This is a genomic window from Pseudomonas graminis, assembly GCF_900111735.1.
In the GTDB taxonomy this organism is placed as follows: Bacteria; Pseudomonadota; Gammaproteobacteria; order Pseudomonadales; family Pseudomonadaceae; genus Aquipseudomonas; species Aquipseudomonas graminis.
This window is the reverse complement of record NZ_FOHW01000030.1, coordinates 33,337-58,393: the sequence shown is the minus strand read 5'-3', so window position 1 is coordinate 58,393 and position 25,057 is coordinate 33,337. Positions and strand designations below refer to the sequence as shown.

Below are 25,057 nucleotides of genomic sequence, written 5' to 3'. Positions count from 1 at the left end.
GCGGCGTCGTCGGATGCAGGGGAGGCGGCCTTGTGGGCCACCAACCGTTTATCGTGTTATGCGCCAACCACCGTCGGGCTGCTGACTTGAGTCAGGCTGCCCGGACGTGCCGGGGCGATACCTGCTTCGAACTCAGACCGGAAATACTTGATCGCGGCGCCCAGCGGTTCCACGGCGCCCGGTGCGTGAGCACAGAACGTCTTGCCAGGGCCGAGGAAGTTAACCAGGCCCAGCAGCGTCTCGATATCGCCGGGTTGACCCTCGCCTTTTTCGATGGAACGCAGGATTTTCACGCTCCACGGCAAGCCGTCGCGGCACGGTGTGCAGAAGCCGCACGATTCCTGGGAGAAGAACTCTTCCAGGTTGCGCATCAGCGAGACCATGTTGACCTTGTCGTCAACCGCCATCGCCATGCCGGTGCCCATCCGCGTGCCCACCTTGGCGACACCGCCTGCATAGAACTGGCAATCCAGATGTTCGGGAAGCAGGAAGCCTGTGCCTGCCCCACCTGGTTGCCAGCACTTGAGCTTGAAGCCGTCACGCATGCCGCCCGCGTAGTCTTCGAACAACTCGCGTGCTGGCAAGCCGAATGGCAATTCCCACAGGCCCGGGTTCTTCACCTTGCCGGAGAAGCCCATGATCTTGGTGCCCATGTCTTCGCTGCCCGGACGCGCGATGGCTTTGTACCAATCGTTGCCGTTGTTAACGATGGCCGGCACGTTGCACAGGGTCTCGACGTTGTTCACGCAGGTCGGCTTGCCCCACACACCAACGGCGGCAGGGAAGGGCGGCTTGGAACGCGGGTTGGCGCGACGGCCTTCCAGGGAGTTGATCAGCGCGGTTTCTTCACCGCAGATGTAGCGCCCGGCGCCGGTGTGCACGATCAGCTCGAAATCAAAACCGGTGCCGAGGATATTCTTGCCCAGCAGGCCTGCGGCCTTGGCTTCAGCCACGGCACGGTTCAGATGCCTGGCGGCCGTCACGTATTCGCCGCGCAGGAAGATGTAACCGCGGTAGGCCTTCAGGGCGCGAGCACTGATCAGCATGCCTTCGATGAGCAGATGGGGCAGTTGCTCCATCAGCATGCGGTCCTTCCAGGTATTCGGCTCCATTTCATCGGCGTTACACAGCAGGTAACGGATGTTCATGGATTCGTCTTTGGGCATCAGCCCCCACTTCACGCCCGTGGGAAAGCCTGCGCCGCCTCGGCCTTTGAGACCGGAGTCTTTAACGGCCTGGACGATTTCATCGGGCGACTGCGTGGCGAACGCTTTGCGCGCCGCTGCGTAGCCGTCTTTCTTCTGATATTCATCGAGCCACACCGGCTCGCCGTCATCGCGCAGACGCCAGGTCAGCGGATGGGTTTCCGGGGCGCGGGCGATCAGGTTGGCGGGGCCGAAGGAAGTGATGGTCATACGTAACCCTCCAGCAGCGGGGCGACGCCCGCAGGCTGCAGATTGCCGAAAGTATCGTCGTCGATCATGACCGCCGGCGCCTTGTCACAGTTGCCCAGGCAGCAGGCCGGCAGCAGCGTGAAGCGGCCGTCGGCGGTGGTCTGACCCAGGCCGATGCCCAGCTTGCTCTGAATCTCGCCAACGATGTCTTCGTGACCGGCGATGAAGCAGACCATGCTGTTGCAGACGCGAATGATGTGGCGGCCCACCGGCTGACGGAAGATCTGGCTATAGAACGTCGCCACGCCTTCAACGTCGCTGGCGGGGATGCCCAGCACTTCGCCGATGGCATAGATGGCGCCGTCCGGCACCCAGCCGCGTTCCTTCTGGACGATTTTCAGGGCTTCGATGGACGCCGCGCGCGGGTCCTCGTAGTGATGCATTTCGTGCTCGATGGCCGAGCGCTCGGATTCGCTCAGGGCGAAACGGTCTGTCTGGATAAGCGTGCTGTTCATGCTTAGCGGTCCACGTCGGCCATAACGAAATCGATACTACCCAGGTACGCAATCAAGTCCGCGACCATGCTGCCCTTGATCACCGAAGGGATCTGCTGCAGGTGCGGGTAGCTTGGGGTGCGAATCCGGGTACGGTAGCTCATGGTGCCGCCGTCGCTCGTCAGGTAATAACTGTTGATGCCCTTGGTCGCCTCGATCATCTGGAAGGATTCGTTGGCCGGCATGACCGGGCCCCACGAAACCTGCAGGAAGTGCGTGATCAGGGTTTCGATGTGCTGCAGGGTGCGTTCTTTCGGCGGCGGCGTGGTCAGCGGGTGATCCGCCTTGTACGGGCCGGCCGGCATGTTGCGCATGCACTGCTCGATGATCTTCAGGCTCTGGCGCATCTCTTCGACGCGCACGATGCAGCGATCGTAGGCGTCGCCGTCGTGGGCCAGGGGCACTTCGAATTCGAAGTTCTCGTAACCCGAATACGGACGCGCCTTGCGCAGGTCGAAGTCCAGACCGGTCGCGCGCAGGCTGGGCCCGGTGACGCCCCATTCCAGCGCTTCTTTGGTGTTGTACGCGGCAACGCCGACGGTACGACCTTTGAGGATGCTGTTCTGCAGCGCTGCCTTGGTGTACTCGTCCAGACGCTTGGGCATCCAGTCGATGAAGTCCTTGACCAGTTTTTCCCACCCGCGCGGCAGGTCGTGGGCGACACCGCCGATGCGGAACCAGGCCGGGTGCAGACGGAAACCGGTGACGGCTTCGATCACGGTGTAGGCGCGCTGACGGTCAGTGAACGTGAAGAACACCGGGGTCATGGCGCCCACGTCCTGGATGTAGGTCCCCAGGAACAGCAGGTGGCTGGTGATGCGGAAGAACTCGGACATCATGATGCGAATGACGTTGACCCGATCCGGTACGGTGATGCCGGCCAGTTTCTCGACCGAGAGCACGTAAGGTAGGTTGTTCATCACGCCGCCGAGGTAATCGATGCGGTCGGTGTACGGAATGTAGCTGTGCCAGGACTGGCGCTCGGCCATTTTCTCGGCGCCACGGTGGTGGTAACCGATGTCCGGCACGCAGTCGACGATCTCTTCGCCGTCCAGCTGCAGGATGATGCGGAACGCACCGTGGGCCGAAGGGTGGTTCGGGCCCAGGTTGAGGAACATGTAGTCCTCGTTGGTGCCGGAACGCTTCATGCCCCAGTCTTCCGGCCGGAAACGCGCGGCTTCCTCTTCCAGCTGCTGCTTGGCGAGAGTCAGGCTGTACGGGTCGAACTCGGTGGCACGTGCCGGGAAGTCCTTGCGCAGCGGGTGACCTTCCCAGGTGGGCGGCATCATGATGCGGGTCAGGTGCGGGTGGCCCGGGAAGTCGATCCCGAACATGTCCCAGACTTCACGCTCGTACCAGTTGGCGTTCGGCCAGATGCCGGTGACGGTCGGCATGCTCAGGTCACTTTCTGACAGCGCGACCTTGAGCATCACGTCGCTGTTACGTTCTATCGAAATCAGGTGATAGAACACGGTGAAGTCGGCATCCGGCAAACCGCGGCGCTTGGTACGCAGGCGTTCGTCGACGCCGTGCAGGTCGTAAAGCATCACGTACGGCTTGGGCATCTGACGCAGGAAGGTCAGGATTTCAATCAGCCGCGCACGTTGCACCCACAGCACAGGCATGCCAGTGACGGTGGACTGGGCGCTGAAGGCTTCAGCGCCAAAACGGTTATGGAGTTCAACGACGACTTCTTGGTCGTCAGCCTTGTGAGGCGGGATGTACAGAGCGGTGTCTGCAGTCATAGGTCTCGATCGCTATCGGTCAACGTACAGAATGAACCCAGGTTCAGGCTTCTTTTTGTAAAAGAAAAACTGGATCAGACTTCGTCGGGGCTGCGCAGGTTGGTCACCGCAATACGTTGTTCGCGGCGCTGTTCCTTCTGCGACGGCATCTCGGCGCGATAAACGCCCTGGTCACCGACGACCCAGGAAAGGGGACGACGCTCCTGGCCAATGGATTCCTGCAGCAGCATCAAGCCTTGCAGAAACGCCTCTGGACGGGGCGGGCAGCCGGGCACGTAAACATCCACAGGGAGGAATTTATCCACGCCCTGAACCACGGAATAGATGTCGTACATGCCACCGGAGTTGGCACAGGCGCCCATGGAGATCACCCACTTGGGCTCCAGCATCTGCTCGTAGAGACGCTGGATGATCGGGGCCATCTTCAGAAACGGTGTGCCGGCGATCACCATGAAATCCGCCTGACGCGGCGATGCCCGGATCACTTCGGCGCCGAAGCGCGCGATGTCATGGGGCGCCGTGAAGGCGGTGGTCATTTCCACATAGCAGCACGACAGACCGAAGTTGTACGGCCAAAGGGAGTTCTTGCGACCCCAGTTGACGGCACCGTTCAGCACGTCTTCGAGCTTGCCCATGTAGATGTTTTTGTGGACTTGGTCTTCTAACGGATCGGAAACGACTTCGCGTTCGCCGATGGGGTACTGCTCGTTAGGAGCATCCGGGTCGATCCTGGTGAGATTATATTGCATTGCCAAAGCCTCATTGTTTTAGCTTCGCCTGCCGGTTACGACGACCAACGGGAGCCCAATCGAGCGCCCCTACCCGCCATAGGTAGACAAGACCTGCCAACAGAATTGCTATGAAAACGAGCGCTTCGGCGAAGCCGGTCCAGCCGCTTTCGCGGACGGACACAGACCAGGCGTACAGAAAGAGGGCTTCAATGTCGAAAATCACGAACAACATCGCGACCAGATAGAATTTTGCCGAGAGCCGCAGACGGGCGCCGCCGGTGGGCAGCATGCCGGATTCGAACGGTTCGTTTTTGCTGCGGCCCCAGGCTTTGGAGCCCAGCAGGCTGGACAGACCGAGCATGAAGGCGCAGAGGCCGACGACACCAAGGAGAAACACGGCGAAGCCCCAATTGTGGGCAATCAATCCTGTCGAGTCGGGCATGCTGGCAGTCCTTAACAGAGAGCAAAGGTCTCTGGGCTTGAAAGAAGTAGAAGCAGTGACGATATGTCGCAGTGCGATCAATCCCGGGATTTTATGTGCAAAAGGAGGGCAAGTAAATTTTCTGCATCAAATTTATTCGAAGGATTAATGAGATAGGTCACGGTTTTCATGCGTAGCCCCAGCAGGGGCGGGCGTTGAAGGCAGTTTGGATAAATATGTGTCGTAGGGAAGGGGGGCAATTAGCCAGCGCTTAAATGATAATAAATATCATTTGGAAGGGTGTCTGTGGTGTGTCACCGGCATGTGACGAAGTTCCCATTAATTATCAGGTCGAAGTTAGCGGGTTATTGCTTGCCTGATTAATTAACTTTTATGAGGTGATGGGAGTTGTCTATCGCCAATGGTTGACTGTTAACGTAGGTTAATTCCGGGATAGCCAGCAGAAAGCCGCCCGAAGGCGGCTCCTGTATTCGGTAGGACCGTCGTTCACCGCGAAGCCAGCGGTTCGAACAGTGTCAATGGAACTGTTCTTCCTCCGTCGACCCGGTCAATGCGGTCACTGAAGACTTGCCGCCCTGGATGACCGTGGTCATGTCATCGAAGTAGCCAGTGCCCACTTCCTGCTGGTGCGCCACGAACGTGTAGCCCTTCGCGGCGTCAGCGAACTCCTGTTCTTGCAGTTTTACGTAGGCAGTCATGTCGTTGCGGGCGTAGTCGTGCGCCAGGTTGAACATGCTGTGCCACATGTTGTGGATGCCTGCCAGCGTAATGAACTGATGCTTGTAGCCCATGGCTGAAAGCTCGCGCTGGAATTTGGCGATAGTCGCGTCGTCCAGGTTCTTCTTCCAGTTGAAGGAAGGCGAGCAGTTGTAGGACAGCAGCTGATCCGGGTATTCCTGTTTGATCGCCTCGGCGAAGCGACGGGCCTCGTCCAGATCCGGCTTGGCGGTTTCACACCAGATCAGATCGGCATATGGCGCGTACGCCAGGCCGCGGGCAATCGCCTGGTCCAGGCCGGCCCGTACTTTGTAGAAGCCTTCCGGCGTGCGGGTCCCGGTCACGAACGGCTGGTCGTACGGGTCGCAGTCCGACGTCAGAAGGTCCGCAGCGTTGGCGTCGGTGCGCGCCAGAATAATGGTCGGCACGCCGGCAACGTCAGCCGCCAGGCGGGCGGCCACCAGCTTCTGTACCGCTTCCTGGGTGGGGACCAGAACCTTGCCGCCCATATGGCCGCATTTTTTCACCGAGGCCAGTTGGTCTTCGAAGTGCACGCCGGCAGCGCCTGCCTCGATCATGCTCTTCATCAGCTCATAAGCGTTGAGCACGCCGCCGAAACCAGCTTCGGCGTCGGCAACGATCGGCGCGAAGTAATCGATATAACCTTCGTCGCCCGGGTTCTTGCCGGCTTTCCACTGGATCTGGTCGGCGCGGCGGAACGAGTTGTTGATCCGCTTGACCACCGTCGGCACCGAGTCCACCGGATACAGCGACTGATCGGGGTACATCGATTCGGCGGAGTTGTTGTCCGCCGCGACTTGCCAGCCAGACAGGTAGATCGCCTGGATGCCGGCTTTGACTTGTTGCACGGCCTGGCCACCGGTGAGTGCGCCCATGCAGTTGACGAAATCCTTGTCGGGACGGAAGGAAGGCCGGGCGCCCTGAGTTACCAGGTTCCACAGCTTGTCAGCGCCCAGCTTTGCAAACGTGTGTTCAGGCTGAACCGAGCCACGCAGGCGGACGACGTCAGCAGCGGAATAGGTGCGGGTTACGCCTTTCCAGCGTGGATTCTCGGCCCAGTCTTTCTCGATGGCTGCAATTTGTTGTTCGCGTGTCAGTGCCATGGGGTAAACCTCGTTGCTTGGTGTTGTGGGTCTTGAGGTGAAGCTCCTTGCTTCGCCGGCGCCGGTCTTTCTTCAAGGCGCACTGATGGCTGCTCGCTGAATCGGAGAGCATGCTTTTCTCAGTCAGGTTATTCGCCATCGAGATGATGAGGCGATGAAGCTGCCTTGTGGGCGTAAATGACGCTAATCGGCACGAACGTGTTGAGTTCGGGCGCGATCAGGAGGCGTTCTGCACAGCCTCTGATCAGCGGGAGCGAGGCCATCATGCCTCGGCAATTTTGCTTCGTCAAACACTTTGTAGTGCCTTTTTAGTCGCACTACATATTTCGTCTAATGCGACTCCTCGGTCAGTTTCGGGCGGGCAAGTGCTGGAAGGGGAAGTCACCGTGAATACGGGGCGGTCACAGGAGAGGGACTAGATGTAGTGCCGGATCGGGCACTACATTTATCAGTGAGGCCGTTGCGTCTCAGGATCGATGTCATTACCTACGTCTGGTGCGAAATCCTACAGATTGCAGGGCGTCGATTCAGTGGAGGCGTAAACGATGTCCCCTCAATCCAGGCTATCGACCTTCACCCGCAGCTGCATGTCGTTGCTGCCCTGTGTCGAGTAACGTCGGACGACGCCGTGTTCGTCGGCACGGGACTGATCGCTGGCGCCGGCCAGCGTGATCCACTCACCCAGCCGACCACTGACTTGCGTGTCGGTACTCTGCACCTTGATCGCGTCAGCCTGTTGCTGGCTCATGCGGTCGTTGTTGGTGCTGATGTTCAGATGGACGATGTCGCCGGTGACCGTCGCCGTGACATAGAAGCCCTGGGTCACGTTGCGGTATTGCGTGTTGGTCTGCGGGTAGCCATAGCCGTCGGACTGAACCGAGGTGATCGGTATGCTCTGGCCCATCTGGATCAGCGCCGGCGTCCCTTCGTTGGCCTGAACCTGTTGCACGCCACCCTCGCGGCTGGCGGTGCCGTAATTCTGGATGCGCGTCCGGCCGTCGGCGCTGATGCGTCCGTCCTGGGAGCGCACGGTGCCGTTGACCGAGTAGCCCTGGTCGCTCTGCACCGTGCTGTCGCTGGTGTCGACGCTGATCATCAGACGCTTGGGCGCCGTGTCGAGCTGGCCGAGGAGGTCGCGCAGTTCGCTGATCTTGTCCGGTTCGGCGTTGACGATGAGCTTGTTGCCATAGGCATTGACGCTGCCTTCGTTGCCCAGGAACGACTTCACGGTGGGCAGCAAATCGTCGCTGGTGCGGTAATTCAGGGGGATGACTTCAGTGGCGGCCGCGGCCGTGAAGCTGCAAGCCAACAGCAGTGAAGCGAGCAGGGTGCGTAATGACATCGGTGTGGTCTCCGCGAGGGTCGCGTCTGAACGACGAGTTTGCCAGTTTGTCGGCCTGGGCAGCACCAAGTTGAATCGCAGACAGCAAAACGCCCCGGTGCTTTTGTTTCAGCTTAGGCAGCTGAAGCGCGAACGCCGGGGCGCAAATGTCGCCAGGTGCAGTCAGTGCGAGTTGCGCACCATGTCCACATGGGGAAGGCCGGCTTCGAGAAACTCGTCGCTCACCACGGTAAAGCCAAAGCGCTCATACAGCGCCGTGGCATGAACCTGTGCGCTGAGCCGCGTCTGTTTCAGGTCGCGGCGCTGTGCTTCGGCGAGGATCGCGGTGATCAACGCCTCACCCACGTTCAGGCCGCGCCAGTCCTTGAGCACGGACAGTCGGCCGAATTCACCATCGGGCAGCAAGCGCGCGGTGCCCACGGCGTAATCCCCTTCAAGCGCCAGAAAATGCAGGGCGCCTGCATCTTCCGAGTCCCATTCCAGTTCGGGCGGAACCGACTGTTCAAACACGAACACGGCGTCACGAATTCGCCGAATGTCGGCGTTGTCTTTCTGCCAGTCGGCTACCCGTACGTGGATCTTATTCATCAGCAAACCCCAGACTTCCTTGTTTGACCAGCTCACAGAGCAGGTTACGTCCATCGTCATCTGCCAGCCATTGGCCAAGATTGTCGATGTGCAGCGCATCGGCTGCGCAGATCATTTTCAGCAGTTCACGCAGATGGCCCGGCAACAGACGGCTCTGACCGCTGGCGAACAGCAGCAGGTCGTCGTCGACTTCCGACCACGCCAGTCGCGCGCTCGGATTGCGGATCAGCACGGCGCCCTGTTCCAGGCTGTCGAGCAGCTCGCTCTCGGCCAGTTCCGGGCCAACCACCAACTCGGGATAACGAGGCTCGGTCATGAACTGGCCGAACCAGGTCAGCAGCAAGCGCTCGTCACCCATGTGCTCGGCCAGCAAACCTTTCAGGCGGTCGAGGGCGTCGTGCTGAATCTGGTGAGGATCGCTGACCGGCTGCGCGTCGGCGTCGGTGTAGCGCTCTTCTTCAGGCATGAACTGGCTGAGGAAGTCTGTGAAATGGGTCAGCACCTCGGCAGCGCTTGGCGCGCGGAAGCCGACCGAGTAGGTCAGGCACTCATCCACCGCGACGCCGCAGTGGGCCAGGCGCGGCGGCAGGTAGAGCATGTCGCCCGGTTCCAGCGTCCACTCGTCCGTACCCTGGAAGTCGGCGAGGATGCGCAGGTCGGCGTGCTCGAGCAGTTTGCTCTCGGAGTCGCACATCTGGCCGATCTGCCAGTGACGCTTGCCGTGGCCCTGCAGCAGGAACACGTCGTAGTTGTCGAAATGCGGACCCACGCTGCCACCCGGCGCGGCGTAGCTGATCATCACGTCATCGATGCGCCAGCTCGGCAGGAAGCGGAAGTTTTCCAGTAATTCGCTGACTTCAGGCACGAACTGATCCACGGCCTGCACCAGCAAGGTCCACTCGCGTTCCGGCAGTTTGCTGAAGTCGTCCTCGGCGAACGGGCCGCGGCGCAGCTCCCACGGACGCTCGCCTTTCTCGAGGACCAGGCGCGATTCGACTTCTTCTTCCAGTGCCAGGCCGGCCAGTTCGTCGGCATCGATCGGGCTCTGGAAGTCTGGAATGGCCTGACGAATCAGCAAAGGTTTCTTCTGCCAGTAGTCACGCAGGAACTCGCGCGCTGTGATGCCACCTAGGAGCTGAAGAGGGATGTCAGGATTCATGTGTAACCTATTGAAAAAACGAGTTTTTACGGCGGGAATAAAAACGCCCGGCTCAGCCGGGCGTTCAGAGCGGGTGCAATGCGGTCAGATGCGCTTGGCTTGCGCCACGGCGTTGCCGATGTAGTTCGCCGGCGTGAGCTTCTTCAGCTCGGCCTTGGCTTCGGCAGGCATGTCCAGACCGTCGATGAAGGTCAGCAGCGCTTCAGGGCCGATGCCCTTGCCGCGCGTCAATTCCTTGAGCTTCTCGTACGGGTTCTCGATGTCGTAGCGACGCATGACTGTCTGGATCGGCTCGGCCAGGACTTCCCAGCAAGCGTCCAGATCGGCGGCGATCTTCTGCTCGTTGAGTTCCAGCTTGCTGATGCCTTTCAGGCTCGCTTCGTAGGCAATCACGCTGTGAGCGAAGCCCACGCCGAGGTTGCGCAGCACGGTGGAGTCGGTCAGGTCACGCTGCCAGCGGGAGATCGGCAATTTGCTGGCCAGATGCTGGAACAGTGCATTGGCGATGCCGAGGTTGCCTTCGGAGTTTTCGAAGTCGATCGGGTTGACCTTGTGCGGCATGGTCGACGAACCGATTTCACCGGCGATGGTGCGCTGCTTGAAATAGCCCAGGGAGATGTAGCCCCAGATGTCGCGGTCAAAGTCGATCAGGATCGTGTTGTAACGAGCGATCGCGTCGAACAGCTCAGCGATGTAATCGTGCGGTTCGATCTGCGTGGTGTAGGGATTGAAGCCCAGACCCAGCTCGTCTTCGATAAAGGCGCGGGCGTTGGCTTCCCAGTCGATGTCCGGGTAGGCCGACAGGTGCGCGTTGTAGTTGCCGACGGCGCCGTTGATCTTGCCCAGCAGCGGCACGGCGGCCACTTGAGCGATCTGGCGCTCCAGACGGTAAACAACGTTGGCCAGTTCTTTGCCCAGGGTCGTCGGCGAGGCCGGCTGACCGTGGGTGCGCGAGAGCATCGGTACGGCGGCGAAGCGGATCGCCAGCTCGCGGATGGACTCGGCGATCTGACGCATCAGCGGCAGCAGCACGGTGTCACGGCCTTCACGCAGCATCAGCGCGTGGGACAGATTGTTGATGTCTTCGCTGGTGCAGGCGAAGTGGATGAACTCGCTGACCTTGGCCAGCTCCGGCAATTTCGCAGCCTGCTCCTTGAGCAGGTACTCGATCGCCTTGACGTCGTGGTTGGTGGTGCGCTCAATCTCTTTCACGCGCTCGGCGTGCTCGAGGGCGAAGTCATTGGCCAGGGCATCGAGGATGGCGTTGGCTTCGGCGGAGAACGCCGGGACTTCAGGGATTTGCGGGTGAGACGCGAGGCGTTGCAGCCAGCGTACTTCCACCAGGGCGCGGAAACGGATCAGGCCGTATTCGCTGAAAATCGGGCGCAGGGCCTGGGTTTTGCCGGCGTAGCGGCCATCTACAGGGGAAACCGCAGTGAGCGAAGAAAGCTGCATGGGGTGTTCTCGGACTGTCAGGCGACGAAAAGGGGCGCGTATCATACATGAAAAATCCGGTCAGCCGAGGCTGGCTGACCGCTATGAGTCGCGCGATGTCGGGTTCGGAGCGAACCGAGTGACGTTGATCACTCAGCGGTGAAGCAATGGATACAGTTCTTTCAATAACTTGCGACGGCTGATGACCAATTGCCAGCGGTGACCGCCCACTTGTCGCCAAAGTCGCGCACAGCGAATCCCGGCCAGCAGCAGGGCGCGGATTTTCGAAGCGTTGTTGGGTTGCTGCAGATTACGCATGTCGCCGTGGACCTGAATCCGCTGACGCAAGGTGCTCAGGGTGTCCTGATACAGCGCGCCGCTTGCGGCAATCACGTTCTCGTGAGCGATACCAAAATGCTCGACCTGGGATTTGATCTGCGGCAGGCGCTTGCCAATGGTTTCAAGCATGTCGTCGCGCTTGGACAGTTGACGCTCCAGGCCCAGCATCGCCAGGGCATAACGCAATGGTTCCCGTTGCAGCGTGGCCGGATCGCGTTCCAGGGCGCTGGCGAGGGCGCGATAGCCCTCATGCAGATTCAGGTCGTCGCCCCCAAACACGTCCAGCGTGTCTTTCGGGTCCATGACCAGCAGCGTGCCCATCAGGCAACCAACGGCTGCTTCACCGGCCTGTCCGGTCTTGGCGATGCGATCGACCAGCACCGCAGCCTGAAAAACCCCGGCCAGGGCGACAAGTTGTTCCTGAATCGGGGTCATCAACGTGCATTCCTGGTATGCCACGGCTCGGCGATTTCGATGACGCCGCCACCCAGGCATACCTCGCCGTCGTAAAACACGACGGACTGGCCCGGGGTGACAGCGCGTTGCGGCTCGTCGAAGGTGGCGCGATAACCGGTTTCAGTGCGTTCCAGGGTGCAGCGCTGGTCGCTTTGGCGGTAACGCACTTTGGCGGTCAGCTGGCGTGGACTGCTCAGGTCGATCGGGTTGACCCAGTAGATCTCAGAGGCGAGCAGGGCGCGGGAGAACAGCCACGGATGCTCGTTGCCCTGGCCGACGATCAGCTCGTTGTGCTCCAGGTCCTTGACCAACACGTACCACGGCTCATCACCGGCATCCTTCAGGCCGCCGATGCCCAGGCCCTGACGCTGGCCGATGGTGTGGTACATCAAGCCGGCGTGGCGACCGATGACTTCGCCTTCGGTGGTCTTGATTTCGCCGGGCTGCGCAGGCAGGTATTGCTTGAGGAAGTCGGTAAAACGACGCTCGCCGATGAAGCAGATACCGGTCGAGTCCTTCTTCTTCGCGGTCGCCAGCTGGTATTTCTCGGCGATAGCGCGGACCTCGGGCTTCTCCAGTTCACCGACCGGGAACAGGGTTTTGGCGATCTGCTCACCGCCAACGGCATGCAGGAAGTAGCTCTGGTCTTTGTTCGGGTCCAGGCCCTTGAGCAGTTCGGTGCGGCCGTCGATATCGCGGCGACGCACGTAATGCCCGGTGGCGATCAGGTCGGCGCCGAGCATGAAGGCGTAGTCGAGGAAAGCTTTGAACTTGATCTCGCGGTTGCACAGGATGTCCGGGTTCGGCGTGCGCCCGGCCTTGTATTCTTCGAGGAAGTGCTCGAAGACGTGATCCCAGTACTCGGCCGCGAAATTCACGGTGTGCAGTTTGATGCCGATCTTGTCGCACACGGCCTGGGCGTCCGCGAGGTCGTCCATGGCGGTGCAGTATTCCGTTCCGTCGTCTTCTTCCCAGTTCTTCATGAACAGGCCTTCCACCTGGTACCCCTGCTCCATGAGCAGAAGGGCGGAGACCGAAGAATCCACGCCGCCGGACATGCCGACAATGACGCGCTTCTTTTCTGTATCGGAAAAGGCTGAATCAGACATAGGAATTCGATTGGATAGCAGCAGGAAAGGGCGCGATTCTAACAGGGAGTCGGCGCCAAGGCTAAAAGCTATTCAGTTGCGCTGCCGCAAGGGATTAGTAGGACCGGCTTCAGCCGGGAAGAGGCCTGAATGAACACCCTGAATGTTGCGGTGGGACATCTGACGCTTTTCCGGCTAAAGCCGGTCCTACGAGATGCATACGGTCTGTAGGGCTGGCTTCAGCTGAGAAGAGGCCTTAATGATGATCCTCAATTTCGCGGTGTGACATCGGACGCCTTCCCGGCTAAAGCCGGTCCTACACGATGCGTACGGTCTGTAGGACCGGCTTTAGCCGGGAAGAGGCCAGTCAGTCGCGTACAACCTCCAGGCTGTGGATCGGTCCTGCAAGGTAGTCATCGATGCATTGCAAGACCAGCTCGCTGCGCCAGCGCTCTGGCTGGCTGAAGAGTTCGTCACGGCTGAACCAGGGCGCGCCGACGATGCCGGTGTCCAATGCTCGCTCGGGGTGGTGTTGCACCGCTTTGGCCGAAAAACACACGCGCTGATAGGTCACGCCATTACTCGGTGCGGTGTACAGGTAAATGCCGACGACGCCGGTCAGTTCGACGTCCCAGCCGGTTTCTTCCAGGGTTTCGCGAATGGCCGCTTCACGCAGCGTCTCATCAGGCTCCAGGTGCCCGGCAGGCTGATTGAGCACCAGCTTGCCGTTTTTCAATTCTTCGACGAACAGGAAGCGGCCGTTGTCTTCGATGACGGTCGCGACGGTGATGTGGGGGTGCCAGGTCATTGGGGCTTCTCGTTATCTGTAGGAGCCATCCGAGTTTACGAGGGTCGCGATGCGGAGTGTCAGGTAAACCGCATTCGCGACCGTCCTAACCTCCGATGGCTCCTACAGGGATGGTGACAGCAAAAAAAAGCCCCGGCGCAATGGCCAGGGCTTTCTTATCGCACTAGACAGCTTTTCAGCCGCCGGTCGCCGTGCCTTACTTCAACGCGTTGATCGCGTCGTTCAGGGTTTTGCTTGGGCGCATGGCGTTGCTGGCCAGTTCCGGGGTAGGGAAGTAGTAGCCGCCGATGTCCAATGGCTTGCCCTGTACGCTGTTCAGTTCGGCGACGATGGCCGCTTCGTTGGCAGTCAGGGTTTTTGCCAGCTCGGTGAACTTGGCTTGCAGCGCCGTATCTTCGGTCTGTGCCGCCAGCGCCTGAGCCCAGTAGGTGGCCAGGTAGAAGTGGCTGCCACGGTTGTCGATACCGCCGACCTTGCGCGATGGTGACTTGTTGTTGTCCAGGAACTGACCGGTGGCCTTGTCCAGGGCTTTTGCAAGTACCAGCGCTTTCGGGTTGTCGTAGACGTTGCCCAGGTGTTCGAGAGAAGCGGCCAGCGCCAGGAATTCGCCCAGCGAATCCCAGCGCAGGAAGTTTTCTTCGTTCAGCTGTTGAACGTGCTTCGGCGCCGAACCACCTGCGCCGGTTTCGAACAGGCCACCGCCACTCATCAGCGGCACGATGGACAGCATCTTGGCGCTGGTGCCCAGTTCCATGATCGGGAACAGGTCGGTCAGGTAGTCGCGCAGCACGTTGCCGGTCACCGAAATGGTGTCCTTGCCCGCGCGGATACGCTCCAGGGATACCTTCATCGCGTCGACTGGCGACTGGATGCTGATGTCCAGGCCTGCGGTGTCGTGATCCTTCAGGTAGTGCTCGACCTTCTTGATCATCGCCGCGTCGTGGGCGCGCTCAGGGTCCAGCCAGAAAATGGCCGGGGTGCCGCTCAGGCGCGAACGGTTGACGGCCAGTTTGACCCAGTCCTGGATCGGCGCGTCCTTGGTCTGGCACATGCGCCAGATGTCGCCGGCTTCAACGTTCTGTTCCATGAGGACCTTACCTTTGTCGTCCGTCACACGGACCACGCCATCGGTTTCGATCTGGAAGGTTTTGTTGTGCGAGCCGTACTCTTCGGCTTTCTGCGCCATGAGGCCAACGTTTGGCACGCTGCCCATGGTGGTCGGGTCGAAGGCGCCGTGTTGCTTGCAGTCTTCGATCACAGCCTGATAGATGGTCGCGTAGCAACGATCCGGAATCACGGCCTTGGTGTCCTGCAGGACGCCGTCGTTGTTCCACATCTTGCCGGAATCACGAATCATCGCCGGCATCGAGGCGTCGACGATGACGTCGCTCGGCACGTGCAGGTTGGTGATGCCTTTGTCGGAGTTGACCATTGCCAGGGCAGGGCGGGTCGCGTAAACGGCTTTGACGTCCGCTTCGATCTGCGCTTGCTGGTCGGCCGGCAGGTCTTTGATGCGGGCGTACAGGTCGCCGATGCCGTTGTGCAGGTTGAAGCCGATTTCTTTCAGGACGTCAGCGTGCTTGCTCAGCGCTTCCTGATAGTATTCGGCGACGAACTCACCAAACATGATCGGGTCCGAGACCTTCATCATGGTGGCTTTCAAGTGCACGGAGAACAGCACGCCGAGCTTCTTGGCGTCTTCGATTTCACGGGCCACGAAAGCGCGCAGGGCTTTCTTGCTCATGAGGGCGCAGTCGATGATCTCGCCGGCCAGTACCGAGGTCTTGTCCTTCAGCACGGTGGTGCTGCCGTCTTTGCCGATCAGTTCGATCTTGACGGCGCCAGCGGCTTCGATCAGCGAGGATTTTTCGCTGCCGTAGAAGTCGCCGTTGTCCATGTGCGCCACATGGGACTTGGAGTCCGCAGACCACGCACCCATTTTGTGCGGGTGCTTGCGCGCGTAGTTCTTGACGGAAAGTGGCGCTCGACGATCAGAGTTACCTTCACGCAGAACCGGGTTCACGGCGCTGCCTTTCACTTTGTCGTAGCCAGCCTGGGCAACCTTGTCGGCTTCGGTCACGACTTCATCCGGATAGTTCGGGATGTCGTAGCCCTTGGCTTGCAGTTCCTTGATCGCGGCCTTCAGCTGGGGAACCGAGGCGCTGATGTTCGGCAGCTTGATGATGTTGGCTTCAGGCGTGGTCGCCAGTTGGCCCAGCTCTGCCAGATCGTCGGAAACCTTCTTGTCACCCAGGCGCTCGGGAAAGCTGGCGAGGATGCGGGCAGCAAGCGAGATATCGCGGGTTTCAACGGCGATGTCAGCGGAGGCGGTGAACGCTTCGATGATAGGCAGCAGTGAGTAGGTGGCGAGGGCTGGCGCTTCGTCAGTGAAGGTGTAGATGATCTTCGAGCGGTTGGACATATTCGGGATAACTCTCTTCTTTGCTGAGCGTACACAAAATTTCGAGATGCGCAGGGTAGGCACTTTCGCCCAAGGTATCGATGAGCCGAAAGTCGAGAATTTCGTCGCGTGATAGGGGGTGCATCAGTCGAGCGTCAAACGGTCGGACCCGGGTAGCGGTCTGGCCTGTCGAGGGCTGAAAGCCTGGTCTCAGGTGGTTCGGCCCCCAATGACCCAACGGTCACCGGCGCTGAGTATATCACTGCACCCGGCCATTACTACGGTACTCGTGTGACGGCTTTGCGGTGCCCGGGACCATGGTGCGGGTCTCGGGAGGTGTCATGATTTCCTCTGAAAACCCTTGAACCCTTGTATCACGGGGCCTGCGGCAACCTGTCGCAGTGGTCTGAAGCCGCTGCGGCTGGTCGAGTCACCCACCGGATTTCGACTAAAGGCGCATCGGCGCCACGGCTGCGTTCGTTCACCTCTATATAGATGTACGGGATAGATGTACGGAGCGAGATCTGCGAGGCACAAAAAAAGCCGGCCAACCCTCAGCGGATTGACCGGCTTTTCGAATCTCGCGCTTGAACGGTCCGGCTCAGGCGTGATCGTGCGCTACGCGTGCTGCTTGTCTAGATGTCGCTCGTGCTGGAGGACTGCTTCAGGGATATCAACGGCTGCTTTCGCACTGATGCCTACCGCATGCTTTCCCTTGGGGCCTTGAATGATCTCGAACTGAACCGGCTGACCGGCCTTTAGCGTTTTGTAGCCTTCCATAGTGATCGCCGAGTAGTGCGCGAACAGGTCTTCAGACTTGCCGTCTTCAACGATGAAGCCATACCCCTTGGCGTTGTTGAACCACTTGACCTTACCGCTGTGCATAGTCACATCCCTCTGCAAAGGACTCCGATGGGAGTATCATCACCTCTCATCCGCCGGACCTAAAAAATTTTGGTTGACTGCGCGGACCCTTTTTACCCAATGTGGGTTCTATTGTTTGTAACACTGATTGGCCGATAGTCAAGGTCAAGCGGCGGTCCAGTTGAAAACCGGTATCACCGCCACCACTTATTTCAATCACGTCCTCTGTGAACCTTCTTTACCATGCATGCAATCAGCAAGATTCGACTAACATTCAATCAGGATGACTCGCATCCCCATGAGGACGATGCGTCGGGCACCGCTGTACAGGAAGCCAAGCCGACATTACAGGTGCCGCCGATGTACAAGGTGCTTCTGTTTAACGATGACTACACCCCGATGGATTTCGTTGTCGAAGTGCTCGAGGTGTTTTTCAACCTGAATCGTGAGCTGGCGACCAAGGTCATGCTGGCCGTCCATACAGAGGGACGGGCCGTTTGCGGGTTGTTTACCCGCGACATTGCCGAGACCAAGGCTATGCAGGTCAACCAGTACGCCAGGGAAAGCCAGCATCCGCTACTCTGTGAAATCGAGAAGGACGGTTAACCGCCGGACACTTGGGTATGAGGTGAAGCTATGTTAAACCGTGAGCTCGAAGTCACCCTCAATCTGGCTTTCAAGGAGGCCCGCTCGAAACGTCATGAGTTCATGACCGTAGAGCATCTTCTGCTGGCCCTATTGGACAATGAGGCTGCCGCCACCGTACTGCGTGCCTGCGGCGCAAACCTCGACAAACTCAAACACGACCTCCAGGAGTTCATTGACTCCACCACGCCGCTGATCCCCGTCCACGACGAAGATCGCGAGACCCAACCTACACTCGGCTTTCAGCGCGTGCTTCAGCGCGCGGTTTTTCATGTGCAGAGCTCCGGCAAGCGGGAAGTCACTGGCGCAAACGTGCTGGTGGCAATCTTCAGCGAGCAGGAAAGCCAGGCAGTGTTCCTGCTCAAGCAGCAGAGCGTTGCCCGTATCGATGTCGTCAACTATATCGCCCACGGTATTTCCAAAGTGCCGGGGCATGGCGATCAATCTGAAGGTGAGCAAGATATGCAGGATGACGAGGGCGGTGAGTCTTCTTCCTCAGGCAATCCTCTGGATGCCTATGCGAGCAACCTGAATGAGCTGGCCCGTCAAGGCCGCATCGATCCGCTGGTAGGGCGCGAGATGGAAGTCGAGCGCGTCGCTCAGATTCTCGCGCGGCGTCGCAAGAACAACCCGCTGCTGGTGGGCGAGGCCGGGGTGGGTAAAACCGCCATTGCCGAAGGCCTGGCCAAACGCATCGTCGACAATCAGGTGCCGGACCTGCTGGCGAACAGTGTCGTGTACTCCCTCGACCTGGGCGCGCTGCTGGCCGGTACCAAGTACCGTGGCGATTTCGAGAAGCGCTTCAAGGCACTGCTCGGCGAGTTGAAGAAACGCCCGCATGCGATCCTGTTCATCGACGAAATTCACACCATTATCGGTGCGGGTGCTGCGTCAGGTGGCGTGATGGACGCCTCCAACCTGCTCAAGCCGCTGCTGTCGTCGGGCGATATCCGCTGCATCGGGTCGACCACGTTCCAGGAATTCCGCGGCATCTTCGAGAAAGACCGAGCGCTGGCTCGTCGCTTCCAGAAGGTCGACGTCTCCGAGCCTTCAGTCGAAGACACCATCGGCATTCTGCGCGGGCTGAAAGGCCGTTTCGAACAGCATCACAATATCGAATACAGCGACGAAGCCTTGCGTGCCGCTGCCGAGCTGGCATCGCGCTACATCAATGACCGTCATATGCCCGACAAGGCCATCGACGTGATTGACGAGGCGGGCGCCTATCAGCGGCTGCAACCGGTGGAAATGCGCGTGAAGCGTATTGAAGTGCCACAGGTTGAAGACATCGTGGCGAAGATCGCGCGGATTCCTCCAAAGCACGTCAACAGCTCCGACAAAGAGTTGCTGCGTAACCTGGAGCGCGACCTGAAGCTGACGGTGTTCGGTCAGGATGCAGCCATCGACTCGTTGTCCACCGCGATCAAACTGTCGCGTGCAGGCCTCAAGTCGCCGGACAAGCCGGTCGGTTCCTTCCTGTTCGCCGGTCCAACCGGTGTCGGCAAGACCGAGGCAGCGCGTCAACTGGCCAAGGCACTGGGTATCGAGCTGGTGCGTTTCGATATGTCCGAGTACATGGAGCGTCACACCGTATCGCGTCTGATCGGTGCGCCGCCGGGCTATGTCGGATTTGATCAGGGCGGGCTGCTGACTGAAGCGGTCACCAAACAGCCACATTGCGTGCTGCTGCTCGATGAGATCGAGAAGGCGCACCCGGAAGTCTTCAACCTGCTCCTGCAGGTCATGGACCACGGGACGCTGACCGACAACAACGGGCGCAAGGCGGACTTCCGCAACGTGATCGTGATCATGACCACCAACGCCGGTGCTGAAACGGCGGCGCGGGCTTCGATCGGTTTCACCCATCAGGATCACTCTTCTGATGCGATGGAAGTGATCAAGAAGAGCTTCACGCCGGAATTCCGCAACCGTCTGGACACCATCATTCAATTCGGTCGCCTCAGCCATGAGGTTATCAAGAGCGTGGTGGACAAGTTCCTTACCGAACTTCAGGCGCAGCTGGAAGACAAGCGTGTACTGCTGGAAGTGACCGAAGCGGCGAGAGGTTATCTGGCCGAAGGTGGTTACGACGCAGCGATGGGCGCACGCCCGATGGCGCGTCTGATCCAGGACAAGATCAAGCGTCCGCTGGCCGAAGAGATCCTCTTTGGCGAGTTGTCCGAGCATGGCGGTGTGGTGCACATCGACTTCAAGGACGGCGAGATCACATTCGATTACGAAACCACGGCTGAAATGGCCTGACGTTTCTAGTCACTGCAACGAACCTGAAAGGCGCCGATTGGCGCCTTTTTTGTGGGTGCAAATTGGCCGAACTCTTGTAGGTGTCTGAGATGCGTGAGGTGACTGACGCGACGCCATCGCGAGCAAGCTCACTCCTACATTTGTTGAAACCTGCCGCGGTCTGAAGGACCGCTTGATCCGGCCGGTTCCTTGCCGGGGTCATGGCTGAATCTCACGCACACAAAAACGCCCGGCATGTGCCGGGCGTTTTTGTTAAGACCTGTTAGCGGGCGCGGTAAGTGATGCGCCCTTTGCTCAAGTCGTAGGGCGTCAGCTCAACGCGGACCTTGTCGCCGGTAAGAATGCGGATGTAGTTCTTGCGCATCTTGCCGGAGATGTGCGCGGTTACGACGTGCCCATTTTCCAACTCCACACGGAACATGGTGTTGGGCAGGGTGTCGACGACAGTGCCTTCCATTTCGAAGCTGTCTTCTTTCGACATGCAGTAAAGCCCTCGGTATCCAATGAATGGCCCGGTGCAAACGGCAGCCAGGCAAAAGCGGGCTGCATTGTGCCCGAAAATTGAGGTTTAAGCCAAGGGCTTCAGTAAAGAGTGACCCATCTTTGATTGGTGAGCAGTTCGATGGGGCGATATTGGGTCTTGTAATTCATCTTTTTGCAGTTCTTTATCCAGTAGCCGAGGTACACCGCATGCAATTGCATGCGTGCGGCTTCGGCGATCTGCCAGAGAATCGCGTACCGCCCGAGGCTGCGACGCTCTTCCGAGGGCTCGTAGAACGTGTAAACGGCCGAAAGCCCGTTGGGCAGCAGGTCGGTGACGGCCACGGCGAGCAGCCGGCCTTCCAGGCGGAATTCGTAAAAACGCGAAAACGGCAGGTCGCGGACCAGAAAGGTGGAAAACTGGTCGCGGCTCGGGGGAAACATATCGCCATCGGCATGGCGCTGCTCAATGTAGCGCTGATACAGATCGAAGTATTCCTCGCTGAAGTGCGGCTTGGTGCTCGTCACTTCGAGGTCGGCGTTCCTTTTGAAAATACGTTTTTGCTGACGATCGGGCACGAACAGTCCGACAGGAATGCGCGCAGGCACACAGGCGCTGCAGTTCTGGCAGTGCGGACGGTAAAGATGATCGCCACTGCGGCGAAACCCCATGTCCGAGAGATCGGCGTAGACCTGGACGTCCATCGGCTGGCTGGGGTCGAGAAACAGCGTGGTGGCTTGTTCCTCGGGCAGGTAGCTACAGGAGTGGGGTTGAGTGGCATAAAACTTCAGCCGCGCCAGCTCGGTCATGATCAACCCTCGAGAAAAACTTTAGATGTGAGTGTAAGCCAGCCCAATCAAACTCGCCTAGGCGCCCAGTCGCTGGAATTGCTCGCGTCGAGGTGTTTATGCAGATAGTCGGCGAACGTCTGGCGCGCAATCGAGCGCGCGCCAAGGGTTAGCAGGTGATCAGTAGGCATTTGGCAATCAATCAGAACAAAACCTGATTCTTTCAAGTATTCGACCAACGTTGCGAAGCCGACCTTGGAAGCGTTGTCGGCGCGGCTGAACATTGATTCGCCGAAAAACAGCTGGCCCATCGCCAATCCGTACAGACCGCCTACCAGCGCGTCGCCGTCCCAGACTTCGACGCTGTGGGCGAAGCCGCGCGCGTGCAGTTCAATGTAAGCCGCCTGCATGGAGCCGGTGATCCACGTGCCGTCCGCGTAGGCCCGTGGTTCGGCGCACGCTTGAATGACCGCCGCGAAATCCTGGTCGAAGGTGACCCGGTAACGCCCCTGGCGCAGCAGCTTGCCCAGGCTGCGCGATACATGAAGCTCATCCGGAAACAGCACGGTACGCGGGTCCGGCGACCACCAGAGAATCGGCTGGCCTTGCTGATACCAGGGGAAACAGCCATGGCGGTACGCAGCGATCAGGCGATCGGCGGACAGATCGCCGCCGCCGGCCAACAGCCCGTTGGGCTCGCGCATGGCTTTTTCCAGCGGCGGGAAATCAAGGGTGTCGCGTTGTAACCAGGTCAGCATGGCATCCAGACTTTACGAGAGGGGAGGGGAGTCAGCGCAGGCTTGCAGCTGCGTGCTGCAACTCTCTGTTGCAGACGGGGTCACAAGCCGCTTGATCGCGCCTGGATGTTGGACCACAAGGTTTCTTCATCCAGGCATGGCCTTTTGATAGTTCAAGAGAGCAGGAAGAACACCCCATAAGTCTTTGTCAGCAAAGAAAATGCGTGTTCATCTTGTCAGCGGCCTGCGAAGCTTGAACATCTGCAAGCTGCGCGCCAGACTAGCCTAGCGCGCGGCGCGCAAATCCGTACAATGCCGATGTTGTTTAACCTCATTTCAAGTCACCTGTCGAGCGTGCGTTATCGCAGGCACGGTTTTCACGATCGTCAGGCCGCTTTTCAGGCCGAAGTTCGGGAAAGCCACTGCCATTTCGTCCAGGCAGTCGTACACAGTCAATCATCAGATGTTCGCGCTTGCGCGCAGGAATTTAAGCGTTTTGAAGAAATCCACCATAGCACCCACCCCCGTTCCGCTCTGGCGGCAACACCTGCACTACCGGCTCAAGGAAGGTGCACTGATCGCGTTCGGCGCGCTGTGTCTGTATCTGATCATGGCGCTGCTGAGCTACGATCAGGGCGATCCGGGCTGGAGTCACACGAGCAGTTCGGCCCAGGTACAGAACGCCGCAGGCCTTGCCGGCGCCTATTCCGCCGACATCCTGTTCATGATCCTCGGCTACTTCGCCTACATCTTCCCGTTGCTGCTGGGGGTCAAGGCCTATCAGGTTTTCCGCCAGCGCCATGAGCCGTGGCAATGGAGCGGCTGGCTGTTTTCCTGGCGCATGATCGGTCTGGTGTTTCTCGTGCTGGCGGGCGCTTCCCTGGCGCATTTGCACTTTCATTCGGCGTCGGGCCTGCCGGGTTCGGCCGGCGGCGTGCTGGGCGAGGTGCTGGGCGATCTGGCCAAGCGTGCGCTGAATGTTCAGGGCAGCACGCTGCTGTTCATCGCCTTGTTTCTGTTCGGTCTGACCGTGTTCACCGATCTGTCCTGGTTCAAGGTCATGGACAACACCGGCAAGATCACCCTGGACCTGATCGAACTGTTCACCGGCTCATTGAACCGCTGGTGGACCGCTCGCAACGAGCGCAAGCAGATGGTGGCTCAGTTGCGTGAAGTCGACATGCGTGTCGACGAAGTGGTCGCTCCGATTGCCCCGGATCGACGCGAGCAGGCCAAGGCCAAAGAACGCCTCATCGAGCGCGAGCAGGCGCTGACTGAGCACATGGTCGCCCGTGAGAAGCACGTGCCCGCCGTCATCGCCCCGGCACCGCCACGCGCGCCTGAGCCGAGCAAGCGCGTGCAGAAAGAAAAACAGGCGCCGTTGTTCGTCGACAGCGCCGTGGAAGGCACTTTGCCGCCCATCTCGATCCTCGATCCGGCTGAGAAAAAGCAGCTCAACTATTCGCCTGAATCGCTGGCGGCAGTGGGGCATCTGCTGGAGATCAAGCTCAAGGAGTTTGGCGTCGAAGTCACCGTGGACTCGATTCATCCAGGGCCGGTGATTACCCGTTACGAAATCCAGCCGGCTGCCGGCGTGAAGGTCAGCCGCATTTCAAACCTGGCGAAAGACCTCGCACGCTCCCTGGCAGTGACCAGTGTCCGTGTGGTCGAGGTCATTCCCGGCAAGACCACCGTCGGTATCGAAATCCCCAACGAGGATCGCCAGATCGTGCGCTTCTCCGAGGTCCTCTCGACGCCGGAATACGACGACGCGAAATCGCCGGTCACCCTGGCGCTGGGTCACGACATCGGCGGCAAGCCGGTTATCACCGACCTCGCCAAGATGCCGCACCTGCTGGTGGCCGGTACTACCGGTTCCGGTAAGTCGGTGGGCGTGAACGCCATGATCCTGTCGATCCTGTTCAAGTCCGGTCCGGAAGACGCCAAGCTGATCATGATCGACCCGAAAATGCTCGAGCTGTCGATCTACGAAGGCATCCCGCATTTGCTGTGCCCCGTGGTCACTGACATGAAGGACGCCGCCAATGCCCTGCGCTGGTCGGTGGCTGAAATGGAACGCCGCTACAAGCTGATGGCCAAGATGGGCGTGCGTAACCTGTCTGGCTTCAACCAGAAGGTGCGTGAAGCAGAGGAGGCCGGCACGCCGCTGTCCGATCCGCTGTACCACCGTGAAAGCATTCACGATGAAGCGCCGCTGCTGACCAAGTTGCCGACCATCGTCGTGGTGGTCGACGAATTCGCCGACATGATGATGATCGTCGGCAAGAAGGTCGAAGAACTCATCGCCCGTATTGCCCAGAAGGCCCGTGCGGCAGGTATCCACCTGATTCTTGCGACCCAGCGACCTTCGGTGGACGTGATCACCGGCCTGATCAAGGCGAACATCCCGACGCGCATGGCGTTCCAGGTGTCGAGCAAGATTGACTCCCGGACCATCATCGACCAGGGCGGCGCCGAACAATTGCTCGGTCACGGCGACATGCTCTACATGCCTCCGGGCACCAGCCTGCCGATTCGTGTCCACGGCGCGTTCGTGTCGGACGAAGAGGTTCACCGCGTCGTTGAGGCGTGGAAGCTGCGTGGCACGCCAAACTACAACGATGACATCCTGGCTGGCGTTGAAGAGCCGGGCAGCGGCTTCGATGGCGGTGGCGGCGGCGGTGATGGCGAAGACAGCGAAAGCGATGCGCTGTACGACGAGGCCGTCAAGTTCGTGCTGGAAAGCCGTCGTGCGTCGATCTCTGCAGTACAGCGCAAGCTGAAGATTGGCTATAACCGCGCCGCGCGCATGATTGAAACCATGGAAAACGCCGGCGTCGTAACGCCGATGAACACCAACGGCTCGCGTGAAGTGATTGCGCCGGCCCCTGTGCGTGACTGACACTTCCCGGTCACGCGTTACCGGGCGTCGCCATCGCGGCGGCGCCCGGCTTCAAC

At 59.7% G+C, this 25,057-nt stretch carries 21 protein-coding genes; 3 read left to right on the top strand and 18 right to left on the bottom strand.

Annotated elements, in window-relative coordinates; genetic code table 11:
- Nucleotides 1–56: 56 nt before the first annotated feature.
- The 15 genes from nuoF to cspD form a co-directional block, all read right to left on the bottom strand.
- A complete protein-coding gene (nuoF, locus tag BMY98_RS19980; RefSeq protein WP_074892021.1) occupies nt 57–1,415 on the bottom strand; it encodes an NADH-quinone oxidoreductase subunit NuoF in 1,359 nt (452 codons plus the stop codon).
- Entirely contained in the window at nt 1,412–1,909 is a 498-nt protein-coding gene (nuoE, locus tag BMY98_RS19975; protein WP_074892019.1) for an NADH-quinone oxidoreductase subunit NuoE, read from the bottom strand. The genes nuoF and nuoE overlap by 4 nt, the downstream gene beginning before the upstream one ends.
- 2 nt (nt 1,910–1,911) lie before the next feature.
- Entirely contained in the window at nt 1,912–3,693 is a 1,782-nt protein-coding gene (gene nuoC / locus BMY98_RS19970) for an NADH-quinone oxidoreductase subunit C/D (RefSeq protein ID WP_074892017.1), read from the bottom strand.
- A 74-nt stretch (nt 3,694–3,767) separates the two neighbouring features.
- A complete protein-coding gene (locus tag BMY98_RS19965) occupies nt 3,768–4,442 on the bottom strand; it encodes a NuoB/complex I 20 kDa subunit family protein (protein ID WP_065989126.1) in 675 nt (224 codons plus the stop codon).
- A 10-nt stretch (nt 4,443–4,452) separates the two neighbouring features.
- Complete coding sequence (locus BMY98_RS19960) at nt 4,453–4,866, bottom strand: NADH-quinone oxidoreductase subunit A (protein WP_037008823.1); 414 nt, start codon at nt 4,864–4,866, stop codon at nt 4,453–4,455.
- 515 nt (nt 4,867–5,381) lie between these two features.
- A complete protein-coding gene (gene aceA / locus BMY98_RS19955) occupies nt 5,382–6,707 on the bottom strand; it encodes an isocitrate lyase (protein WP_074892015.1) in 1,326 nt (441 codons plus the stop codon).
- Nucleotides 6,708–7,260: 553 nt separating this feature from the next.
- Entirely contained in the window at nt 7,261–8,049 is a 789-nt protein-coding gene (locus tag BMY98_RS19950) for a secretin N-terminal domain-containing protein (protein WP_074892013.1), read from the bottom strand.
- Between the two features lie 162 nt (nt 8,050–8,211).
- Entirely contained in the window at nt 8,212–8,637 is a 426-nt protein-coding gene (locus tag BMY98_RS19945; RefSeq protein WP_074892011.1) for a GNAT family N-acetyltransferase, read from the bottom strand.
- Nucleotides 8,630–9,796 carry a ribosomal protein uL16 3-hydroxylase gene (locus BMY98_RS19940; RefSeq protein WP_074892009.1) on the bottom strand — a complete coding sequence of 389 codons (1,167 nt, stop codon included), beginning with the start codon at nt 9,794–9,796 and terminating at the stop codon, nt 8,630–8,632. The genes BMY98_RS19945 and BMY98_RS19940 overlap by 8 nt, the downstream gene beginning before the upstream one ends.
- Nucleotides 9,797–9,880: 84 nt before the next feature.
- The gene (gene purB / locus BMY98_RS19935) at nt 9,881–11,251 is read right to left on the bottom strand and encodes an adenylosuccinate lyase (RefSeq protein WP_074892007.1); all 1,371 of its coding nucleotides are present in this window, start codon (nt 11,249–11,251) and stop codon (nt 9,881–9,883) included.
- A gap of 132 nt (nt 11,252–11,383) precedes the next feature.
- Nucleotides 11,384–12,004 (bottom strand): high frequency lysogenization protein HflD, encoded by a 621-nt coding sequence (hflD, locus tag BMY98_RS19930; RefSeq protein ID WP_074892005.1) that lies wholly within the window; start codon nt 12,002–12,004, stop codon nt 11,384–11,386.
- Complete coding sequence (gene mnmA, locus BMY98_RS19925) at nt 12,004–13,134, bottom strand: tRNA 2-thiouridine(34) synthase MnmA (protein WP_074892003.1); 1,131 nt, start codon at nt 13,132–13,134, stop codon at nt 12,004–12,006. The genes hflD and mnmA overlap by 1 nt, the downstream gene beginning before the upstream one ends.
- Before the next feature lie 346 nt (nt 13,135–13,480).
- Nucleotides 13,481–13,921, bottom strand: a complete 441-nt coding sequence (locus BMY98_RS19920) for an NUDIX hydrolase (protein WP_074892001.1) — start codon at nt 13,919–13,921, stop codon at nt 13,481–13,483.
- A 196-nt stretch (nt 13,922–14,117) separates the two neighbouring features.
- A complete protein-coding gene (locus tag BMY98_RS19915) occupies nt 14,118–16,343 on the bottom strand; it encodes an NADP-dependent isocitrate dehydrogenase (protein WP_074891999.1) in 2,226 nt (741 codons plus the stop codon).
- Nucleotides 16,344–16,940: 597 nt separating this feature from the next.
- On the bottom strand, nt 16,941–17,207 hold the full coding sequence (gene cspD / locus BMY98_RS19910) for a cold shock domain-containing protein CspD (RefSeq protein WP_074891997.1): 267 nt from the start codon (nt 17,205–17,207) through the stop codon (nt 16,941–16,943).
- Between the two features lie 222 nt (nt 17,208–17,429).
- On the opposite strand from cspD, the gene clpS reads away from it, so the two are divergent.
- Both clpS and clpA read left to right on the top strand, forming a co-directional pair.
- Complete coding sequence (clpS, locus tag BMY98_RS19905; protein WP_074891995.1) at nt 17,430–17,792, top strand: ATP-dependent Clp protease adapter ClpS; 363 nt, start codon at nt 17,430–17,432, stop codon at nt 17,790–17,792.
- A 30-nt stretch (nt 17,793–17,822) separates the two neighbouring features.
- On the top strand, nt 17,823–20,093 hold the full coding sequence (gene clpA / locus BMY98_RS19900; RefSeq protein WP_065989148.1) for an ATP-dependent Clp protease ATP-binding subunit ClpA: 2,271 nt from the start codon (nt 17,823–17,825) through the stop codon (nt 20,091–20,093).
- A 262-nt stretch (nt 20,094–20,355) separates the two neighbouring features.
- On the opposite strand, the gene infA is transcribed toward clpA, so the two are convergent.
- The 3 genes from infA to aat all read right to left on the bottom strand — a co-directional run bounded on the left by infA (nt 20,356) and on the right by aat (nt 22,120).
- Complete coding sequence (gene infA / locus BMY98_RS19895; protein WP_002553999.1) at nt 20,356–20,574, bottom strand: translation initiation factor IF-1; 219 nt, start codon at nt 20,572–20,574, stop codon at nt 20,356–20,358.
- Between the two features lie 101 nt (nt 20,575–20,675).
- Entirely contained in the window at nt 20,676–21,383 is a 708-nt protein-coding gene (locus BMY98_RS19890; RefSeq protein ID WP_065989154.1) for an arginyltransferase, read from the bottom strand.
- Between the two features lie 47 nt (nt 21,384–21,430).
- Nucleotides 21,431–22,120, bottom strand: coding sequence for a leucyl/phenylalanyl-tRNA--protein transferase (gene aat / locus BMY98_RS19885; RefSeq protein ID WP_074891994.1), 690 nt, complete (start codon nt 22,118–22,120; stop codon nt 21,431–21,433).
- 442 nt (nt 22,121–22,562) lie between these two features.
- Between aat and BMY98_RS19880 the strand changes: the two genes are divergently transcribed.
- Nucleotides 22,563–25,001: a DNA translocase FtsK gene (locus BMY98_RS19880; protein WP_175514194.1), complete on the top strand. Its 2,439-nt coding sequence runs from the start codon at nt 22,563–22,565 to the stop codon at nt 24,999–25,001.
- Nucleotides 25,002–25,057: the final 56 nt, after the last annotated feature.

Bases quoted from the DNA above. Each gene is read 5' to 3' on its own strand.
- purB (WP_074892007.1), bottom strand. From the start codon at position 11,251: ATGCAGCTTTCTTCGCTCACTGCGGTTTCCCCTGTAGATGGCCGCTAC.
- cspD (WP_074891997.1), bottom strand. From the start codon at position 17,207: ATGCACAGCGGTAAGGTCAAGTGGTTCAACAACGCCAAGGGGTATGGC.
- BMY98_RS19890 (WP_065989154.1), bottom strand. From the start codon at position 21,383: ATGACCGAGCTGGCGCGGCTGAAGTTTTATGCCACTCAACCCCACTCC.
- BMY98_RS19920 (WP_074892001.1), bottom strand. From the start codon at position 13,921: ATGACCTGGCACCCCCACATCACCGTCGCGACCGTCATCGAAGACAAC.
- clpA (WP_065989148.1), top strand. From the start codon at position 17,823: ATGTTAAACCGTGAGCTCGAAGTCACCCTCAATCTGGCTTTCAAGGAG.
- nuoE (WP_074892019.1), bottom strand. From the start codon at position 1,909: ATGAACAGCACGCTTATCCAGACAGACCGTTTCGCCCTGAGCGAATCC.
- aat (WP_074891994.1), bottom strand. From the start codon at position 22,120: ATGCTGACCTGGTTACAACGCGACACCCTTGATTTCCCGCCGCTGGAA.
- nuoF (WP_074892021.1), bottom strand. From the start codon at position 1,415: ATGACCATCACTTCCTTCGGCCCCGCCAACCTGATCGCCCGCGCCCCG.
- nuoC (WP_074892017.1), bottom strand. From the start codon at position 3,693: ATGACTGCAGACACCGCTCTGTACATCCCGCCTCACAAGGCTGACGAC.
- clpS (WP_074891995.1), top strand. From the start codon at position 17,430: ATGCATGCAATCAGCAAGATTCGACTAACATTCAATCAGGATGACTCG.
- BMY98_RS19945 (WP_074892011.1), bottom strand. From the start codon at position 8,637: ATGAATAAGATCCACGTACGGGTAGCCGACTGGCAGAAAGACAACGCC.
- BMY98_RS19965 (WP_065989126.1), bottom strand. From the start codon at position 4,442: ATGCAATATAATCTCACCAGGATCGACCCGGATGCTCCTAACGAGCAG.
- aceA (WP_074892015.1), bottom strand. From the start codon at position 6,707: ATGGCACTGACACGCGAACAACAAATTGCAGCCATCGAGAAAGACTGG.
- BMY98_RS19880 (WP_175514194.1), top strand. From the start codon at position 22,563: ATGTTCGCGCTTGCGCGCAGGAATTTAAGCGTTTTGAAGAAATCCACC.
- BMY98_RS19915 (WP_074891999.1), bottom strand. From the start codon at position 16,343: ATGTCCAACCGCTCGAAGATCATCTACACCTTCACTGACGAAGCGCCA.
- mnmA (WP_074892003.1), bottom strand. From the start codon at position 13,134: ATGTCTGATTCAGCCTTTTCCGATACAGAAAAGAAGCGCGTCATTGTC.
- BMY98_RS19960 (WP_037008823.1), bottom strand. From the start codon at position 4,866: ATGCCCGACTCGACAGGATTGATTGCCCACAATTGGGGCTTCGCCGTG.
- infA (WP_002553999.1), bottom strand. From the start codon at position 20,574: ATGTCGAAAGAAGACAGCTTCGAAATGGAAGGCACTGTCGTCGACACC.
- BMY98_RS19950 (WP_074892013.1), bottom strand. From the start codon at position 8,049: ATGTCATTACGCACCCTGCTCGCTTCACTGCTGTTGGCTTGCAGCTTC.
- BMY98_RS19940 (WP_074892009.1), bottom strand. From the start codon at position 9,796: ATGAATCCTGACATCCCTCTTCAGCTCCTAGGTGGCATCACAGCGCGC.
- hflD (WP_074892005.1), bottom strand. From the start codon at position 12,004: ATGACCCCGATTCAGGAACAACTTGTCGCCCTGGCCGGGGTTTTTCAG.